This window comes from Parabacteroides vesiculifaciens, assembly GCF_049860805.1.
Classification (GTDB): Bacteria; Bacteroidota; Bacteroidia; order Bacteroidales; family Tannerellaceae; genus Parabacteroides.
Genome location: NZ_CP187555.1, coordinates 5142900 through 5161977 on the forward strand (window position 1 = coordinate 5142900; position 19078 = coordinate 5161977).

16 protein-coding genes are annotated in these 19078 nt (G+C 39.8%); all 16 read left to right on the top strand.

Going from position 1 to position 19078, the window contains the following annotated elements; genetic code table 11:
- Positions 1–23: 23 nt before the first annotated feature.
- The 16 genes from ACPYIV_RS20660 to ACPYIV_RS20735 all read left to right on the top strand — a co-directional run bounded on the left by ACPYIV_RS20660 (position 24) and on the right by ACPYIV_RS20735 (position 18698).
- Positions 24–668 (top strand): HD domain-containing protein, encoded by a 645-nt coding sequence (locus ACPYIV_RS20660; RefSeq protein ID WP_293739693.1) that lies wholly within the window; start codon positions 24–26, stop codon positions 666–668.
- A 12-nt stretch (positions 669–680) separates the two neighbouring features.
- Entirely contained in the window at positions 681–1901 is a 1221-nt protein-coding gene (locus tag ACPYIV_RS20665) for an alkaline phosphatase family protein (protein ID WP_293739692.1), read from the top strand.
- Positions 1902–2073: 172 nt separating this feature from the next.
- Positions 2074–2631, top strand: a complete 558-nt coding sequence (locus ACPYIV_RS20670) for an RNA polymerase sigma-70 factor (protein WP_301704794.1) — start codon at positions 2074–2076, stop codon at positions 2629–2631.
- Positions 2632–2991: 360 nt separating this feature from the next.
- A complete protein-coding gene (locus ACPYIV_RS20675; protein ID WP_293732070.1) occupies positions 2992–3942 on the top strand; it encodes a FecR family protein in 951 nt (316 codons plus the stop codon).
- 200 nt (positions 3943–4142) lie between these two features.
- Positions 4143–7418, top strand: coding sequence for a TonB-dependent receptor (locus tag ACPYIV_RS20680; RefSeq protein ID WP_425884890.1), 3276 nt, complete (start codon positions 4143–4145; stop codon positions 7416–7418).
- A gap of 11 nt (positions 7419–7429) precedes the next feature.
- Positions 7430–9115 (top strand): RagB/SusD family nutrient uptake outer membrane protein, encoded by a 1686-nt coding sequence (locus ACPYIV_RS20685; protein ID WP_301704747.1) that lies wholly within the window; start codon positions 7430–7432, stop codon positions 9113–9115.
- Positions 9116–9126: 11 nt separating this feature from the next.
- Positions 9127–11223 carry a hypothetical protein gene (locus ACPYIV_RS20690; RefSeq protein ID WP_425884892.1) on the top strand — a complete coding sequence of 699 codons (2097 nt, stop codon included), beginning with the start codon at positions 9127–9129 and terminating at the stop codon, positions 11221–11223.
- A 448-nt stretch (positions 11224–11671) separates the two neighbouring features.
- Positions 11672–12001, top strand: coding sequence for a DUF986 family protein (locus ACPYIV_RS20695; protein WP_301704745.1), 330 nt, complete (start codon positions 11672–11674; stop codon positions 11999–12001).
- Between the two features lie 48 nt (positions 12002–12049).
- Positions 12050–12634 carry a gluconate 2-dehydrogenase subunit 3 family protein gene (locus ACPYIV_RS20700; protein WP_425884894.1) on the top strand — a complete coding sequence of 195 codons (585 nt, stop codon included), beginning with the start codon at positions 12050–12052 and terminating at the stop codon, positions 12632–12634.
- Positions 12627–14279 (top strand): GMC family oxidoreductase, encoded by a 1653-nt coding sequence (locus ACPYIV_RS20705; RefSeq protein ID WP_301704743.1) that lies wholly within the window; start codon positions 12627–12629, stop codon positions 14277–14279. The genes ACPYIV_RS20700 and ACPYIV_RS20705 overlap by 8 nt, the downstream gene beginning before the upstream one ends.
- The gene (locus tag ACPYIV_RS20710; protein WP_425884897.1) at positions 14276–15211 is read left to right on the top strand and encodes a multiheme c-type cytochrome; all 936 of its coding nucleotides are present in this window, start codon (positions 14276–14278) and stop codon (positions 15209–15211) included. Before ACPYIV_RS20705 ends, ACPYIV_RS20710 begins: the two co-directional genes overlap by 4 nt.
- Positions 15212–15346: 135 nt before the next feature.
- Positions 15347–15700: a 30S ribosomal protein S6 gene (rpsF, locus tag ACPYIV_RS20715; protein WP_008152411.1), complete on the top strand. Its 354-nt coding sequence runs from the start codon at positions 15347–15349 to the stop codon at positions 15698–15700.
- Between the two features lie 2 nt (positions 15701–15702).
- Positions 15703–15972 (top strand): 30S ribosomal protein S18, encoded by a 270-nt coding sequence (rpsR, locus tag ACPYIV_RS20720; RefSeq protein WP_007654155.1) that lies wholly within the window; start codon positions 15703–15705, stop codon positions 15970–15972.
- A 21-nt stretch (positions 15973–15993) separates the two neighbouring features.
- Entirely contained in the window at positions 15994–16437 is a 444-nt protein-coding gene (gene rplI / locus ACPYIV_RS20725; protein ID WP_293732063.1) for a 50S ribosomal protein L9, read from the top strand.
- Between the two features lie 127 nt (positions 16438–16564).
- The gene (locus ACPYIV_RS20730; protein ID WP_293732062.1) at positions 16565–17779 is read left to right on the top strand and encodes an N-acetylmuramoyl-L-alanine amidase family protein; all 1215 of its coding nucleotides are present in this window, start codon (positions 16565–16567) and stop codon (positions 17777–17779) included.
- 34 nt (positions 17780–17813) lie between these two features.
- The gene (locus ACPYIV_RS20735; protein WP_425884901.1) at positions 17814–18698 is read left to right on the top strand and encodes an MlaD family protein; all 885 of its coding nucleotides are present in this window, start codon (positions 17814–17816) and stop codon (positions 18696–18698) included.
- Positions 18699–19078: the final 380 nt, after the last annotated feature.

Here is a 19078-nt window from a genome sequence, read left to right on the forward strand (position 1 = left end):
TGTCGGAACTAAACAGATAAACAATGGAACAAAAGGATTTTGTAAGTATCGTACAAACCTATCGCCAATGGATCCATGCGATGGAAAAGGCGGCTTTTGCTATTCACGACCAGGTGAATCAACGTTATGGAGAGTTTCTACCCTATGGTTTTCATCTGAAAATGACAGCATCGTATGTCTCCCGTTACGGTCATCTGGTGGCGCAGACGGAAGCGGATGTACTCGTCTTGTACGCGTCCGCTTATCTGCACGATACGATAGAAGATGCCCGTATGACCTATAACGACGTTGTGAAGTTTATCCGCAATTTCAGGCCGGAAGGGATTACCTTGCCGGACGTATGCGTGAAAGAGCTCGAAAGCCAGGTCCCGGAAATCGTCTATGCCCTTACGAACGAAAAAGGCCGTAACCGCGACGAGCGTGCGGATGCCATTTATTATAAAGGTATACGCGAAACGAGGTTTGCCTCCTTCGTCAAGATGTGCGACCGGTTGGCAAACCTCCGCTTTACCGTGATGTTCGTGTTTGCAAACTATATGTTTGATGTCTATAAAAGAGAATATCCCGCTTTTATCCGTGAAATCAGCGAAGGTGCTGTCACTCCCGTCCCGGAAGAGATGAAGCGGGAGGCGGAAAAGATGCTGGAAGAAGAAGTCTATATCTTATAATATATAATCATCATGAAAACATTGTGTTACTTTTTTTTATTTTGTTTTTGCTGCATCCATTTGGCAGCAAAGAACCGCAAAGCGGTATTTGTCATAGTGGATGGAGTACCTGCGGATCAGATCGAGCGTTTGCATACTCCGGCTATCTTTGATATCGCTTCGAAAGGAGCTTATGGCCGGGCCTATACGGGAGGTGAGATAGGCGGATATTCCCAAACCCCGACCATTTCCGCTATCGGATATACCAACCTGCTGACTTCGACTTGGTTTAACAAACATAACGTGGGAGGCAATTCGAACCTGAAGCCGAACTACAATTACTGGACTGTGTTCCGCATAGCCAAAGAACAGCCGCAACCTTGCAAAACAGCTATCTATTCAAGCTGGACGGACAACCGTACGGTATTGCTGGGAGAAGGAAAAGAAGAAACGAACCACCTGAAGATAGATATCGTAAAGGACGGCTATGATCTGGACACCATCCGTTTCCCGCATAAGGAGAAGGACTTGCATGTTTTTGATTATGACGAGAAAGTATCGCTCGAAGCATCCAAAAGCATCCGGGAAGATGCACCGGATTTGAGTTGGGTGTATCTGTGGTACACCGACGACGCCGGGCATCTGGCAGGAAATGGCGCTTACTTCGACGAATATGTAAGAAAGGCGGATGCACAGGTCGCCCGTATATGGGAAGCCGTGAAATACAGGGAAGCCAATTTCGACGAAGAATGGATGGTCGTGATAACCACTGACCACGGCCGTACGGAAAGCGGATACGGACATGGCGGCCAATCTTTGCGCGAACGGACCACCTGGATTTCTACGAATCTCCCCGTGAACGACTATTTTAATAGCGGGCGGCTCGCCATTACGGATATCACTCCTTCTATTTGTCGCTTTATGGGATTCCAGGTCCCGCAAGATGTTTTATGGGAACAGGATGGCATGCCTTTTATCGGGGATGTCGATATTTGCGGATTACAAACTTCCCCGTACGATCAATCGGTCGAACTGTCCTGGGATTGCCTTTCTGAAAAGGCCGGGGTGACGATTTATGCCGCGTGCGGCAACACCTTCAAAACCGGTCAGCCGGACGAATGGATAAAGGTGGCTGCCGTACCTGCCTCTACCCGGAAATATCGGGTCGATTTGACGGCTCTTCCTGAATCGGATTTTTATAAATTCGTATTGGTCACTCCCCGTAACCATTTAAACCGCTGGTTGAAACGGTAGTCGTAAAAAGGGAGTACCCGGTTTCCGGCCTATACCGGAATCGGTGCATTTGTTGTTAACAGGCGAAATTAGTCCGGCGGAATTTGGGTAATGTCGTTTGTAGAAGTTATTTTTGCAATGTTAACAACACATGCACTTGCACTTGGAGAATCGGAGAGACATAATAAACCCTTTGGAGATTAATTCGGAAATGAATTTTGGCGTCTTTTACAATGCGTACTACCAGCGTTTTGTAAGATATGCCTTTTATTATGTCAATGATTTGCCGACCGCCGAAGATATGACGCACGATGCCTTGCTGTACTATTGGGAAAATAAACAAAAGCTGCCAGCCGATACGGACGTCTTAGGCTATATATTACAATCCGTCAAGAACAAATGCCTGAACTACCTGAAGCATATCCAGGTGGAAATCGAATACAGCAAGAACCGCACGGAGTTGCGTGACTGGGAAATCGTGACGCGCATCCAGACGTTAGAAGACGAAAGCTACAGCACGATCTTTTCCAAAGACATAATGAAAATCGTCATGGAGTCTTTATCCGAGCTGCCGGAACAGACCCGTAATATATTTGTGTTGAACCGTCTGGATTATAAATCAAGGAAAGAAATAGCACAAGCCTTAGGTGTTTCCCAACAAAAAGTAGATTATCATATCAATAAGGCCAATGATCATCTCCGCTTGAAACTGAAAGACTATATTCCCCTGATACTGTTATTCTTGAATTAGGCATATCCGGACTTTCCTCATGTGGCCGTAGTGCCGGTCGTCATTCCTTGTGCCGTTTCCCGTGAACAAAGAAGCCTTTTGCCATTGTGTTTCGTCTGTTTAATGCAAGTGTAATCTGTTTTCGACGTTGTCGAGAATATATACGGCGTTGTCGTGCATATTCTCGGCATTGTCGTATATATACACGACAACGTCGAAAACAAATTACACTTGCATCGGCTTTGAAATACAACGTGTTGTCTTGTGGAACTTGCGTCATTGTTTTGAAAAATAGTTGCCAGTAAGCAAAAAAGTTCTATTACGGTTGGGATTTTTCTTTGATGAGTTGCTCTACTTATAGAAACAGGAAAAAGAGAAACGATGCAAATAGATCAACATATACTTATTCGTTACTTTCTGAAGCAGGCTTCGGAAGAAGAAAAGGAGGCAATACGGCAGTGGATTGAAAGCAACGAAGACAACCGCCGGCGTTTTATCCGGGAGCGGATTCGTTTTGATGCTTCCATTTTGGTAGACGAAGCTGCGGTTGAGCCTTCCACTAAAATTGCTTCCGGTAAGCGTTACCGGCTACATCCTGCATTGAATTGGTCTTTAAAGGTCGCAGCTTCGGTTTTGCTTTTGCTGGGAAGTTTTTATTGGTACGATAATTACCGGACGGCTCAATTGGCGCAGACCTTCCAGTGTGTATATGTCCCGGCGGGCAACCGTACCAATATCCAACTACCGGACGGCACGAATGTCTGGCTGAATGCTAACACATCTCTCCGTTACCCGATGGTGTTTTCCAAAACGCGCCGTGAAATACAATTGGATGGCGAAGGTTATTTCGAAGTGGCGAAAGATAAAAAGCCTTTTATCGTCCAAACGAATAAATATGATGTGGAGGTATTGGGAACTACTTTTAACGTAGAGGCCTATAAGGATAAATCTGATTTTCGGACAATGCTCTATGAAGGTAAAGTCAAGCTATATAATACGAAGAATCCGAAAGCCGTTTATCTCTCTCCGGGACAAACGGCGGAGTTAATAGGGGGAACATTACAGGTCGTACGGACAACGGATTTGAACAGCTACCGCTGGAAAGACGGTCTGATCTATATCGAAGACAAGTCTTTTAATGCGATTATGGCACTGTTCGAAAAGTTCTATGATGTGCGGATCATAGTCAACAACAAAGCTGTAAAAGATTTGGGCTATCGCGGAAAGCTGCGGATATCCGATGGTGTGGATCATGCTTTGCGCGTTCTGCAAAATGACTTCCCTTTCAAATATAAGCGGGATGAAGAGAAAAACATCATATATATTAACTGATAAAATCAATTTGCCTATGAGGAAGGACACATGAGAAACACGTAAAAAAAGAACCGGCAGTTGCTCCAACAACCACCGGCTCTGCAGTACATTTTTAATATACTTATTAATTTAAAATCACAAACAAAGATATGAAAAATTATTTTTTACCTGAGTCTTTTATAAAAAAAAATTCGGGAAGGAATCAAATATGTAGAGTTATGAAATTGATTACCTGTTCTTTACTATTATGTTCATGTTTCGCTTTGGCCGGTCAGGCAAATTCTCAAAATGCGAAGGTTAGTTTGAATAAAAATCAAGTACAATTGGAGGATATACTAAATGAAATTGAAAATCAGACAGATTATTTGTTTATTTCAAACCGGGATGTTAATTTGAAACAAAAAGTATCAATATCTGCATCAGATAAGTTAGTTCAGGATGTTCTAAATGAAATATTAAAAAATACAGAGCTAACTTTCACTATAGAGGGAGTGAATATTATTCTTACTCGAAAGGATGAGAATATGTTGCTAGTCCAACAACAAGATAAGAATATATCGGGAAAAATCGTAGATCAAAATGGTGAACCTATTATAGGAGTAAACGTTGTAGAGAAGGGAACGACTAATGGGGTTATATCTGATTTAGAAGGGAGTTTCTCCCTCAATGTTGCGTCTAACGCAACATTAGTCTTTTCTTACATAGGTTATAAATCACAAGAAATTAAAATTGATAATCGTCTTTTATATAATGTTGTACTTAAAGAAGATGCCGAGACTTTGGATGAAGTTGTTGTTGTCGGATATGGTACAGCGTTAAAAAAAGATATTTCAGGCTCAGTTGTTCGTGCAGATTTGGATGTATTGAAAGAATCTCCGAACGTAAGTTTTGCATCAGCTTTGCAAGGGACAGTTCCTGGGATGAATGTAGGAACAGTGACACAAGCTGGTACAGATCCTGAAATGACAATTCGTGGTCGTACATCTATTTCTGGTGCAAACTCTCCTTTGATTGTCTTAGATGGAATTATTTATAGAGGAAATTTGGTAGATTTGAATATGAATGATATTGAGTCTATAGATATTTTGAAAGATGCAAGCTCTGCTGCTATTTATGGTTCTCAAGCCAGTAATGGCGTGTTGCTTATTACATCAAAAAACGTAAAAGCAATGAGTAAACCTATCATTGAATATAACGGTTCTTTTTCTATTCAACAATCTGCAAATAAAATAAATTTAAATGATCGTGAAGGTTATTTGCAACAAATTGCAGATGTTAAAATTTCAGAGAGTAGAATGGGAAAAGATTTACTTACTCCAAATCCGGATTGGGATGTGACTAAATATTTTCAAGATAATCTGGAAACCGAGGGTTTTTTGAATGGAAGAAATACAGATTGGTGGGATTTGGGTACAAATAATCTCCCGTATATTAATACTCAGAACTTGAGTATAAGAGGGAAGAACGAATTGAGTAGTTATTTCTTCTCAATCGGATATACGGATCAGGAAAATTTGATGAAAGGAGATGAGTACCAGCGATATAATATTCGTATGAATTTAGATACAAAAGTAACAGATTGGTTGAAGATCGGGGCTCAAACATTTTTTACGTTTAGTGATTACTCAGGAACGAATTTATCTTACGACAAAATAAGACAGTTGCCTCCTTTGAGTCCGGTTACGGATGAAAATGGGGAAAACATAGTTTATGTATACAAGACATCACTGAATCCTTTATTGGATCTTCAGCAAGATAACGTTGATAAGAGATATAATTTATGGGGAAACTTTTATGCAGATGTTGATATTCCGTTTGTAAAAGGACTGAATTATCGATTGAACTTTTCGCAAAATCTGATAAACAATAAGGATTTTCAATTTAATCCTTGGGGAAGTGATCTGACAGGAAGCGGATCGAAAGCAAATGATAGTCAATATAGTTGGACAATCGATAATATTGTTACGTATAAGCATAGTTTTGATGAACATGATGTAAATGCGACATTTGTATATGGTGCTGAAAAACGTGTGTATGAATCAACATCAGCTTCTGGAAGTAATTTCAGTAATGATGTCTTAGGTTTCAATAATTTGGGTGCGGCAGATGCAGCATTGCAAAAAATAGCATCTTCAGCATGGCAAGAAACTAGTTTATATACAATGTTTCGTTTGGGGTATACGTATAAGGATCGTTATACTTTTACAGGGACAATCAGAAGGGATGGTTTTTCTGGATTTAGTCCATCAAATAAATTTGCCGTTTTTCCATCTGCAGCAGTAGCTTGGCGTCTTAGTGAGGAAGAGTTTATCAAAGACAAAAAGGATTGGATCGATGATCTGAAATTGAGATTTTCTTATGGTGTGAATGGGAACCGGACACTATCCCGTTACCAAACAATGGCAACAATGAAATTTGTTGACTCTTATTTGTATGGAGATGGTGCTCCTGCGGAAAAAGGCTCTTTTATAAATACAATGGCAAATGATGATTTAAAATGGGAAACAACAAAAACGTTTAATATAGGAAGTGATTTCTCATTTTTGGGTAATAGAATATTTGGATTTTTAGAATTCTATAAGTCTAAGACGGAAGATTTGCTATACAATGTAAATATTCCCTATATGAATAATAATATCAATTCGATAGCAACTAATATTGGAGAATTATCCAATTGGGGTACTGAACTGAAAGTAACAGGGGTTCCGATTAGTAATGAAGATTTTAGTTGGGATGTTACGTTTAATTTTTCATTAAATAGAAATAAAGTAAAAAGTATTCTAGGAATCGATACGGATGGGAATGGAAAAGAAGATGATCTGATCTCAAGCAAAATTTTTATAGATAAGCCTTATGGAGTATGTTATGACTTCAATGCTATTGGAATGTGGCAAATTGAAGATTATAATGCTGGTATTATACCCAATGGGTTTACGTATGGAACATATAAAATAGAGGATATAGATAAAGATGGTAGTATTACCGCCGCTAATGATCGTAAAATATTAGGTTATTCGGATCCTTCTTATCGTTTTAGTATTCAGAATACATTTAGATATAAAGATTTTGAACTAAAATTTTTACTTAATTCTATTCAGGGAGGTAAAAACTATTATTGGGCAAATTCAGGATCTGCTATTCCTGAACCAGATGCTGCATATCAAAATAATATTTTTAAATTTGATTATTGGACTCCTGAAAATCCAAATGCAAAATATAGGCAATTAGGATATTTTTCACCTTCGGTAGGTTATTCTTTTCATCCTTATACGCAAAGAAGTTTTGTCCGATTACAGGATTTGACTTTCTCTTATAGAATACCAAAGAAAGTCCTGAATAAGGTAGGTATAAATAACTTTAAAATTTATCTTAGTGGAAAGAATCTGTTTACTATTACTAAATGGGATGGAATGGATCCTGAGACTGGTGTGGGAATCCAAGGTGGATATCCTCTGTTAAGAACTTACTCAATTGGTGTTAATTTTGATTTTTAAATGATTTTGATATGAAATATTTATTTAGTTTTATACTGTTTATTGTGATTGCTTCATCATGTGATGAAAGTCATTTTCTTAAAGAGAAACCTCTTTCTATTTATACACCTGAAAATTCATTGGTGACATTGCAAGATTTTCAGGGTGCAGTTAATACCCTATATAATAAAACCCGTTTTTTATTTCATGAACAAACAGCTCATGAAAGATATATGTTTTGGTATGGAACAGATTTGTGTTTTGGTGCTGCTGATTATTATGCAAACTCCAGATTAAATAATTATGAAGCAACGATGATTCCAACAGAACCTGGAGTTTTAAACTTTTGGAGGTATACTTATGCAATCGTCAATCAATCAAATTTGATTTTGTCTCGTTTAGAAAGCTCTGGATTGTCGGATAGTGAAACAACGGCAATAAGAGGAGAAGCTCTATTTTTTAGAGCTTTTGGATATCGAATTTTGGCAAATTTATTTGGAGGAGTTCCTCTTATCTTGGAAGAGATTACGAGTCCTCGAAGAGATTTTGTCAGAGCTACACGAACTGAAATATATGAACAAGCAAAAACAGATTTAATAGAATCTATTTCTTTATTAGCGGATATTGACAATGTGAAGGATGGTAAAGTTTCAAAGCAAGTAGCTCAACATTTATTGGGCGAAATTCTTATTTCTTTGGAAGAATATGATGATGCTGTATCTGTTCTTTCTTTAGTAATTAATCATCCGGCTATGGCATTGATGACGGAACGTTTTGGAACTAAAATAGATGAACCCGGAGATGTTTGCTCTGATTTACATAAGACCGGTAATCAAAATAGAAGTACTTCCGATAATAAAGAAACTTTATGGGCTCTTCAATGGGATTATTTAAATTTTGCATCTACTGCTGGTGACGAAAGACCTCGAATGATTTTACCTTATTATAATGCCATAAATATCACAGTGGAGGATGAAACAGGCAAGAAGGTGACAACATCAGCTTTTCACTTAACAGCAGAAAAGGGAGGACGAGGAATTGGTTGGGCTCAGCCGACTTATCATATGACCCATGGAGTGTGGACGGATGATACAGATTTGAGAAATTCTTCGTATAATATCGTTCGCGACATGAGGATTGATAATGAAAATTCACCAGCATTTGGAAAGTGGTTTGTTGCGGATGGCTTTGTCTCTCAAACAGATACGATTCGAATGTGGTATCCTTTCTTCATGAAAGTGACAGGAGATGTGCCGGAAGAACTGTGGGAAAAGGATAGTAATGGGAATCCTAAACTCACCAAATTTGGTGAGCATATTGTTATAAATAATACAACTTCTTCTTATAGAGAAACCTATGTGTTCCGTTTGGCTGAAACTTATTTGTTGAGAGCTGAAGCTTATTTTGCAAAGTCTGATATAGAGAATGCTACCTCAGATATAAATGTAGTACGTGCTCGAGCGCATGCAGAGTTAGCAAAATCTTCTGAAATTGATATTGACTATTTGTTGGATGAGCGATTGAGAGAATTGTCATTTGAGGAATTGCGTATGTGCACATTATGTAGGATGGGGAAATTAGCAGACCGTAATAGAAAATATAATCCATTGTCTGGTAAATCAATAAAGGATTATCATAATTTGTGGCCGATTCCATTTTCTGAAATAGAGTCGAACGTTTATGCGGTATTAGAACAAAATCCAGGTTATACTAATTAAAAAGATTGATAATGAAAAAAACAACAGTGATCTTTATTTTTATTATTTCTTGTATTTTTAATCTATTTGGGAATAATAAAATAGATAGAAAGGCTCTTGTTTTACGACATAATATAGTATTGACAAAGGCTGAGGCTTTATCTCCGTTGTCTGTGGGAAATGGCCATTTTTGTAGTACTGTCGATGTTACAGGAATGCAGACTTTTCCGGAGTTTTATCAACAAGGTATTCCTCTGTCGATTATGTCTGAATGGGGATGGCATAGTTTCCCTAATGTAAATAATTATAAGTTATTTGATACATTTGACTTTTTACAAGCATCGGATAAGCGTGTTCCTTATCCGATGAAAAGTTCTTCTGGGTATGAATTCCTTCGTGCTAACCCTCATCAAACGGGGTTAGCTTTGGTTGGGCTGGAAAAAATTGGAGGAAAATTGTCTCTTGATGACTTAGAGGAAACTGTTCAAACATTAAATTTGTGGGAAGGTTTACTGGATAGCCGATTCAAAATGTCTGGCGAAATGGTTAAGGTGACGACGCTTTGTCATCCTTATATGGATCGATTGGCTTATAAGTTGAAGTCCAATTTATTTTCTTCAAATGAATTGGGAGTTCGGATTCGATTCCCTTTCCCGAGTGCGACATTTAGTAAAGATCCAGCTTCTTTAGAAAATGATGAACTTCATTTATCAGAGATTGTAAGAAGCAGTGAGCAATCTTGGGTAATTAAGCATCAGGTGAATGATTTTGTGTATTATTGCCGTATACAGACATCAGCGAAGGTTACATTGCAAGAAGTAGATAGTCATGATTTTTTGTTGAAAAATTCGAATGAAGATGAATTTACCTTATTGATAGATTTCTTGCAAGAAGATCCGGGGTCCGATTTTCTGGATGATTTTTATGCCACATTGAATGTGAATAGAATTGCTTGGTCTAATTTTTGGATGAGTGGTGGAGCTGTTGATTTGTCTGAGAGTAAAGATCTACGGTGGAAAGAATTGGAACGGAGAATTGTCTTATCTCAATATTTGACAGCCATTCAATCTCGTCAAAAATATCCACCTCAGGAGACAGGATTGACATGCAATAGTTGGTATGGAAAGTTCCATTTGGAAATGCATTGGTGGCATTCTGTCCATTTTGCATTATGGAATAGATCAGTTTATTTGGAAAAAACGTTGGACTGGTATGAGAATATATATAATGTTGCAAAGTCATACACGGTTCAGCAAGGTTATAAAGGAGTCCGTTGGCCTAAAATGATAGGACCGGATGGTATAGAGTCTCCATCAAAAGTTGGTCCTTTGTTGGTTTGGCAACAGCCTCATTTGATTTTTTATTGCGAATTGCTTTATCGGGAGAATCAGAGTTTGGAATTTATGAATAAGTATAATAAATTGATTGAAGCAACTGCTGATTTCATGTTTGATTATGCCAATTGGGATAGTGTGAAGAAATGTTATGTATTAGGCCCTCCTATTATTTCAGCTCGTGAAGGAAACAGTGGAACGTTTCGAAAAAATATTAATCCAACTTTTGAGTTGGCATATTGGAGTTGGGGATTGAGGAAAGCGAATGATTGGAGAGAGAGGATGGGACGGAAACGGAACTCTGATTGGGATAGAATGGCTGAACAAATGGCTCCTTGGCCTATTGTAGATAATGTATATGTAGAAGCAGAATCTGTATTAGAGAAAGATGGGGGACATCCAACACAATTGGCAGCTTATGGCTTTTTACCTGAAAACTCGTTCTTGAATAAAGAGGTAATGCGTAATACATTGATTCATGTAATGGAGCATTGGGACTGGAAAGACACATGGGGATGGGATTATCCTTTGATAGCGATGACAGCTGTGCGCTTGAATGAACCTGAACTGGCCATGGATGCATTATTAATGGATGTATCCAAAAATACATATTTGCCTAATGGACATAATTATCAGACACAAGAGCTTCCTTTGTATTTACCAGGTAATGGCGGGTTATTATCTGTTGTTGCTATGATGTGTGCAGGATGGGATGGGTGTAATATTATTAATCCTGGATTTCCCAAAAATGGAAAGTGGAATGTTAAATGGGAAGGATTAAGACCTATATTTTGAATTTGTATTTTGTACGGATTAGAATTTAAAGGTAGGATTACTTAGTATTTGTTTTTTATTTTGTATTTTTGTCGTTGGGAAAGGTTATGTTATAGTGATAACAACCTGTGATTGTAGAAATTATTTATATTTATCCTGCTGGTAAATTGCAACACCACCACAAACTGGATAATATAAAGAAGGTTCTACAAACCCTTTACATGTAATATGGTTATATTCTTATGTCTTTTATGATATAAGATATATTTTGCATATATAGTAAAGGGGGCGTAGGGCTGACTTTGTCAGTTTGGGGCCGTTGCAAGCCTACCAGTAGCAAAGTTCAGTTCCTGCGCCTTTTTGTTTCTATCCATGAAGGGTGTAATCTGATTTTCTCTTATTTATATAAGTACCACCTCAATCAGTTCCTGTAGGTATTCTCTATTTAATAACCTTTTTATTGTTTATCATGGAAGATCACCAATCTGTAGACGATTTTATCGTCAATATGGAACTTTACGAAGCTCATTTCCTTCCCGAATTTCCCCGTTTGAAACTGGTATTCAGGGAAAAGGGTTTTACTGTCCACGGAACCAAAATTCGTTATACGGATATCAGAAGAATGAAAGTGGATATGCCTAACTATTTGGTTGTTGAAATGAAAAAAGGCAAACAACTGTTTTTGCCCCTGCAAAAGAGAGTTTCTTATAAAGAAATTGCACCTGGAGAGAAGCCATTTTGGGGCATATCTTCCCTTCGTAACCGGATACAAAGATTTCTCTGCTTTTTATCGGATTGATTTAAAAATAGTTAGGAATGCTATATCCGGTTGAAATAATTTATATATTTGACAGGACGAATCTTATATGTAAACAATAAATTTAATACTATGGTAGACCGACGGGCTTTTATAAAAAGGTGTTTTGCTTTGTATGGCAGTTTGCTGTTGATGCCGGCTTGTAAAAATGAAATAGGCAGGCAGCAGTATCGTTGTTTCTCAATTGATGAAAGCGAATGTTTAGGGGCTATTTGCGAGCAGTTTATTCCAACAGATGACTATTGGGGAGCGAAAGAAGCAGGAGTGGTTAATTTTATAGACAAATTACTCTATCAACGTTTTCCTGAGTTGAAACCTGATTATAAGAATGGTATTTCGGCTTTGGAAAAATATAGTATGGAGACACATCGTAAAACTTTTGCGAATCTGTCTTGGGAACAGCAGTATGTTGTGTTACAGCAAATGGAACGTAGTGAACTACCTGAAATATATTGGAAAGATATTCCACAGAGGAAATTTTTTGATATGGTTTTGCGCAATACGATGCAAGGGTATTACGGTTCTCCCCGGCATGGTGGTAATAAAGACTATGTGAGTTATCATATGATGAGGTTGGATTATCCATTATTAATAGGGCAGAATAGATATGAGTAAAAAACAGAAGAGCGCTATCGTAATCGGAGCCGGAGCCGGTGGAGGTGTAGTCGCAAAGGAATTGGCTGTAAACGGCATACATGTAACTGTTTTTGAACGGGGAGATTGGCCTGTTTATGATGAACATATTAATGATGAATTGATTTCTCAGCGCGTGCAGGACTTAGGTTCAGCTTTTGGGCCGGATTGGAAGAAAAATCCTCGTGTAGTGATAGGTCGTGACGGAAGTAAGAAAATTGTAACGCCCCAGACTGGAGGTTATAATCATGTTGCCGCTTGTGTCGGCTCGGGTACGGTTTCTTATGGTGCGATGGCTTGGCGTTTTATGCCTGAAGATTTTCGTATGAAGTCCGAGTATGGAGGAGTGGAAGGTTCGACTTTGACCGATTGGCCGATTACTTATGAGGAGTTGGCTCCTTATTATAGTAAGGCGGAGCGTGAAGTCGGGGTATCGGGGGATATGTCGGAAAATCCGTTTGCGCCGAATCGCTATGAACCCTATCCGATGCCTGCTTTCGAATATAATAAAGATGGGCGGATAATTGCAGAAACTTGTAAAAGGATGGGGCTTCATCCATTTCCTATTCCTATGCTCCGTAACTCGGTTGCGTATAATGGACGGGCTGCCTGTATTCGAAATAGGACCTGTTGCGGATATGCTTGTCCTGTGAATGCAAAGAATGGAACTCATAACACTGTTATTCCGGTCGCAATGCAAACAGGAAACTGCGAGGTGAAGACAAACTGTTTTGTTTTTAAAATCCATACGGATGATAAACATCGTGCTGTTGCTGTTTCCTATTTTGATGGGAACAACAAGGAGTGTATGATGGAGGCGGATATAATTATTGTTGCCGCTTCTGCTACTGAAACAGCTCGGCTTTTGCTTAATTCAAAGTCTGCAAAGTTTCCGAATGGTATTGGTAACAATAATGATTGGGTTGGACGTAATTTGCAGGGACATGCTTATTGTGGTGCCAAAGGTTTATTTGATTTTGATATAATGGATTTACAAGGACCAGGGGCTACTGTTGCAATAATGGATTATAGCCATCATAATGAAGGTATTGTTGGAGGGGGGATTTTAGCAAATGAATTTTATCAGATGCCGTATGCTTTTTCAAGTAACAGACCCCCTAAATATCCTCGTTGGGGATTGGAACATAAAAAATATCAACGAGAAAATTATTACCGTGTTGAATGTTTTCAGGGACCTATTCAGGAAATCCCGAACTTCGATATGCGTGTAACGGTCGATGATGCGGTGAAAGACTTTTGGGGGATTCCTGTGGTTGCCATATCCGGGGCGCGTCATCCGATCGATCAGAAGCATGTGGAGTTTCTTTCTGCCAGGGCGGAAGAGATATTGAAGGAAGCCGGCGCGAAGTTGGTGTGGAAACAGGGAAGTGGGCATGGACAAACCGGTGGACAGCATCAGGCCGGTACTTGCCGTATGGGGAATGATCCGGCGACTTCTGTCGTGGATAAGTATTGCCGGGTGCACGATCTGGATAATCTGTATATAGCGGATGGTAGCGTGTTGGTGAATAACGGAGGCTTCAATCCGGTGCTGACCATTATGGCGTTAGCGTTTCGGACAGGTGAACATATTGTTAAACAATGGACGGAAGGAGGTAAAGCATGAAAACACGTTATTGGATAGGTCTTGTTGTGGCAGGAGGAATAATCGTGAGTCTTGCAGGTTATAAGGTGTATGCTTCTTTGGACCCGGATCTGACTTGTGCCCAGTGCCATGAAGTGACGTCCGCTTGCCGGTTATGGAAAAGTTCAGCTCATTCGGATGTACGTTGTGTGGATTGTCATGGAACTGCTTTGAGCGGTGGCGTAAAAGGGCTTGCTGAAAAGACGGGCATGATATATAGCCATTTTACCAGAAAACAGACGAATGAAGATGTCAGCCTGAATGAAGAGCAGGTGTTGGCTGTTGCTGCCCGTTGTGCCGTATGTCATCAGGCGGAGCAAGCGGCCTGGGAATCCGGGGCGCATTCGACTACCTATAAGGACATTTTTATGGATGTCAAGCATAACCGGATGGAGAAGCCTTACTGGGATTGTTTCCGTTGTCATGGTATGCATTATGACGGGACGATTCATGATCTCATGTCCTTGGAAGGTAAGGCTGAAGACTGGCATATGAAAGATGTTTCGCAGGCGGATCGTCCGGTTATGACTTGTCTGGCGTGCCATCAGGTACATGCCGGACAACCGCAGAATAAATCGTATGTCGTAAAGAATGAGGAAGAGCGTGCTGCTTTTATGACAAATACGAGACGTCCTGCCACTGCTCTGTATATGCGTTCGGAGAAACGGCATTTGCCTTCTGATAAATTATACCAGACAACGATGTTTGATAAAGATTCTGTCGTGAAAGTTTCGGATGACCCGAATGCATGGCTCTGTATGCAATGTCATGCTCCCAATAACCGCCGTGAAGTCGGAACCGAAGATGATAAAACACCGACTGGGGCGTATGAGGGGATGAGTTGTCTGGATTGCCATAATCCCCATTCGAACCAGTTGAAGAACAATTATCGCAATGTGCATGTGAAAAAATAAGGTCCGGATATGCTCTAAATGCTTGTTACAAGCAGAAGTCGATTAAAAAGATAGGGATTTGTTTGGAGAATAAAAAAAAGTCCCTACCTTTGCACCGCAAAAAATATTAGTAATAACAATACAAAACAGTGTTTTATGAACAATTACGAAACCGTTTTCATTTTGACTCCCGTTTTGTCTGACGCTCAGATGAAGGAAGCGGTAGAAAAATTCACGAACATCCTGAAAGAGCAGGGTGCTGAAATCGTGAACGAAGAAAATTGGGGTTTGCGCAAATTAGCTTATCCTATCGACAAGAAAACAACAGGCTTCTACCAGTTGGTTGAATTCAAAGCAAATCCGGAAACAATCGCTACACTGGAAGTTAACTTCCGTCGTGACGAACGTGTGATTCGCTTCCTGACTTTCCGCCAGGACAAATATGCAGCAGAATATGCAGCAAAGAGAAGAAGTTTGAAATCATCTAAAGAAACAGTAAAGGAGAATTAATCATGGCAGCAACTCAATCAGAAATCAGATATTTGACTCCGCCTTCAGTAGACGTTAAAAAGAAAAAATATTGCCGTTTCAAAAAGAACGGTATCAAGTATATCGATTACAAAGATCCTGAATTCCTGAAGAAATTCCTGAACGAGCAGGGTAAGATCCTTCCGCGTCGCATCACAGGTACTTCTTTGAAGTTTCAGCGTCGTATAGCTCAGGCTGTTAAAAGAGCTCGCCACTTGGCGTTGCTTCCTTACGTAACCGATTTAATGAAATAATAAAAAGAGAGGAGACAGAATATGCAAGTTATTTTGAAAGAAGACGTAATCAATTTAGGTTACAAGGACGATATCGTAACGGTTAAAGACGGTTACGGACGTAACTTTCTAATCCCCACGGGTAAGGCAGTTATCGCATCTGAATCTGCAAAGAAAGTATTGGCTGAAAACTTGAGACAGCGTGCTCACAAGTTGGCTAAGATCAAGGAAGATGCTCAGGCTTTGGCTGCTAAGTTGGAAGGCGTTGCCCTGACAATCGGTGCTAAGACAAGCTCTACAGGTACAATCTTCGGTTCCGTAACGAACATTCAGGTAGCTGATGCATTGGCAAAAGCTGGTTTCGATGTAGACCGTAAGATTATCTATATCAAAGAATCTGTTAAGGAAGTCGGTAGCTACAAAGCTATCTTGAAACTTCACAAAGAAGTATCGGTAGAAATTCCTTTTGAAGTAGTTTCTGAGTAATCCCATACCGGATATATAAACAAAAAGGGCGATTCCTTGCGAATTGCCCTTTTTTTATTTCAGAACAGCCCAGTTTAACTCATCAAAAAGCATTACATTTGTCCCGAATTTGCAAGAAATTTTTAAAGTGGCAAAAAGTACTTTTCTATATATCAATTTGGTAATAGCTCTGTTTTTTGTTTTACCTGTGTTGCAGGCAAAGGAAAAGACGTTTACGGTGGTGATCGACGCCGGGCATGGGGGAAAGGACCCCGGTGCGCGTGGTTCGTCTATCAATGAAAAGGCTATTAACCTGGCCGTAGCTCTCAGGCTCGGTAACTTGATATCGGAAAAGCACAATGATGTGAAGGTTATTTATACGCGCAAAACGGATGTCTTTATCGAATTGGACGAGCGGGCGAATATCGCCAACCGGAATAAGGCTGACCTGTTTATCTCCATTCATACGAATGCGGTGAAGCGGGGAAGTTCGGTATCGGGGACGGAGACTTATACGTTAGGTCTGGCCCGTACGGATGAAAATCTGGAAGTGGCCATGCGTGAGAACTCGGCGATCCTTTTGGAAGATAATTATCTGCAAAAGTACGAAGGCTTCGATCCGACCTCTTCCGAATCGTATATTATTTTCGAATTTATGCAGAATAAGCACATGGAGCAGAGTATCAGTCTCGCTTCGGAGGTGCAGAAATGTTTTACTTCCGCCAAGCGTAATAACAGGGGAGTGCGGCAGGCGGGTTTTCTTGTGTTGCGTAAAACGAGTATGCCGAGCATTCTTGTGGAATTGGGATATATCTCGAATCCCGTGGAAGAACGTTTTATGAAAACGAAGGAAGGGCAAAATAAATTGGCAACCGCTATTTATAATGCTTTTACAAAATATAAGTGGGAATATGACCGTAAGCGCGGTGCGTTGGCAGGAAACGCAAGTGTCGCTCCCATTTTGGAAGTGGCCGATGAGGCGGATGAGGCCGATGATAACCAGGTTATTTCGGCACCTCCGGGAAGTGAAGAGTATATTCGTCAAAAGAACAAAGCCAGGGACGTCAATCAGGCCCGTTCATCAAAGCCGGTAACCTCCGTGAAGCAGGCAAACCCGGTTAAAAAGGGACAAACGGTTTATAAAATACAAATACTTACCTCGGATAAAAAACTTTCTCCCGGTTCTAAATTGTTTAAAGGATATAAGAACGTCGATTGCTTTATCGAGAAAGGCATTTATAAGTATACGTATGGCGAAACAACAAGTTTCGATTCGATCCGTAAGTTGCGCCGGCAGGTAGCGAAAGATTTTAAAGACGCTTTTATTGTCGCCTTTAAAGATGGAAAGAAAGTGAAATATTAATAGTAACAGAATTTATATTATATACAGAGAAGAAATGAAAAAGGTATTCACCAAAGAGGCAAAGATCGGACTTGTGTCTATAGTCAGTCTGGCATTGCTATATTTAGGAATTAATTACTTGAAAGGGATCAATCTGTTTAAACCGACAAACCATTACGTGGTGGCTTGTACGAATGTAAAGGGAGTGACGGTTTCGAGTCCTGTATTTGTAGAAGGTTTTAAGGTCGGATTGGTGCGTGAGATTATTTATGACTATGATGCCGTAGATAAGATTTCGATTGATATCAGCTTAGAAGATCACATGAAGATTAATAAGGGTAGCTATATTACGATCGTGAACAGCTTCCTCGGTGGTGGTGAATTGCATATCCATCTGAACAAGTATGTAGACGATTATCTGAAGCCCGGTGCGGTGATCGAGGGACGGATGGAATCGGACATGATGCAATCCGTACAGGAGAATATCCTCCCGCAGGTAGAGTTACTCTTGCCGAAGATCGATTCGATTCTGGGGGGCTTGCAAACGCTGGTTAACCATCCTGCATTGGCCCAGTCCTTGAACAATATAGAAAAAACGACCAATAGCCTGGCTGTTTCTTCCCGCCAGCTCAACCAGATGTTGAGCAAGGATGTGCCGGGCATTATGAGCGATCTGAAGGTCATCACCGGAAACTTTGCCGATGTCAGCACCGATTTGAAGAAGCTGGATCTGGCAACGACCGTGAGTGCGGTGAATGCAACGTTGGATAATGTGGAGCAAATGACGCGTAAGCTGAACTCTAAGGATAATAGTATGGGGCTTCTGTTGAACGACCGCGCCCTCTATGATAATCTGAACTGTACGGCGGACAATGCTTCCAAGCTTTTGCTCGATTTGAGGCAGAACCCCAAAAGATATGTGCATTTTTCTGTATTTTAAGATAGCATAAGAATTCTTGTACAAACCGTTTATTTAGAATTATTCCAATTAAACGAAAAAATATAAAATGCAGAAGGTTGGCTTCTCTAAGACCTTTAGATAGAGAAATATAACAAGGTCGAAAGGTCTTTTTTGAAGTCCGTCCCCCCGAAAAGCGGGGGGGTAAAGAATGCTCTTAAATAAAGGCTTTTTGAGATTCTGAAGTTTTAAAACGAAGATATTCAGATTGTTGGAATTAACTGCCTGACAATAAACAGGATATTGAACAATCAAAAGTTCCAAACAAAATGATACTTTTTTTTTCGGAATTAATTTCTAAACTTTGTAGTCGTAAAGAATAAAAATTGAAGTTGTAAGTATAGTTGGGAGAGTAAAAAATC

What these genes read in the sequence shown, in the direction of transcription:
- rplI (WP_293732063.1), top strand. Translation starts at nt 15,994, where the DNA reads ATGCAAGTTATTTTGAAAGAAGACGTAATCAATTTAGGTTACAAGGAC.
- ACPYIV_RS20735 (WP_425884901.1), top strand. Translation starts at nt 17,814, where the DNA reads ATGAAAAAGGTATTCACCAAAGAGGCAAAGATCGGACTTGTGTCTATA.
- rpsF (WP_008152411.1), top strand. Translation starts at nt 15,347, where the DNA reads ATGAACAATTACGAAACCGTTTTCATTTTGACTCCCGTTTTGTCTGAC.
- ACPYIV_RS20675 (WP_293732070.1), top strand. Translation starts at nt 2,992, where the DNA reads ATGCAAATAGATCAACATATACTTATTCGTTACTTTCTGAAGCAGGCT.
- ACPYIV_RS20710 (WP_425884897.1), top strand. Translation starts at nt 14,276, where the DNA reads ATGAAAACACGTTATTGGATAGGTCTTGTTGTGGCAGGAGGAATAATC.
- ACPYIV_RS20660 (WP_293739693.1), top strand. Translation starts at nt 24, where the DNA reads ATGGAACAAAAGGATTTTGTAAGTATCGTACAAACCTATCGCCAATGG.
- ACPYIV_RS20690 (WP_425884892.1), top strand. Translation starts at nt 9,127, where the DNA reads ATGAAAAAAACAACAGTGATCTTTATTTTTATTATTTCTTGTATTTTT.
- ACPYIV_RS20705 (WP_301704743.1), top strand. Translation starts at nt 12,627, where the DNA reads ATGAGTAAAAAACAGAAGAGCGCTATCGTAATCGGAGCCGGAGCCGGT.
- ACPYIV_RS20665 (WP_293739692.1), top strand. Translation starts at nt 681, where the DNA reads ATGAAAACATTGTGTTACTTTTTTTTATTTTGTTTTTGCTGCATCCAT.
- ACPYIV_RS20680 (WP_425884890.1), top strand. Translation starts at nt 4,143, where the DNA reads ATGAAATTGATTACCTGTTCTTTACTATTATGTTCATGTTTCGCTTTG.
- rpsR (WP_007654155.1), top strand. Translation starts at nt 15,703, where the DNA reads ATGGCAGCAACTCAATCAGAAATCAGATATTTGACTCCGCCTTCAGTA.
- ACPYIV_RS20695 (WP_301704745.1), top strand. Translation starts at nt 11,672, where the DNA reads ATGGAAGATCACCAATCTGTAGACGATTTTATCGTCAATATGGAACTT.
- ACPYIV_RS20685 (WP_301704747.1), top strand. Translation starts at nt 7,430, where the DNA reads ATGAAATATTTATTTAGTTTTATACTGTTTATTGTGATTGCTTCATCA.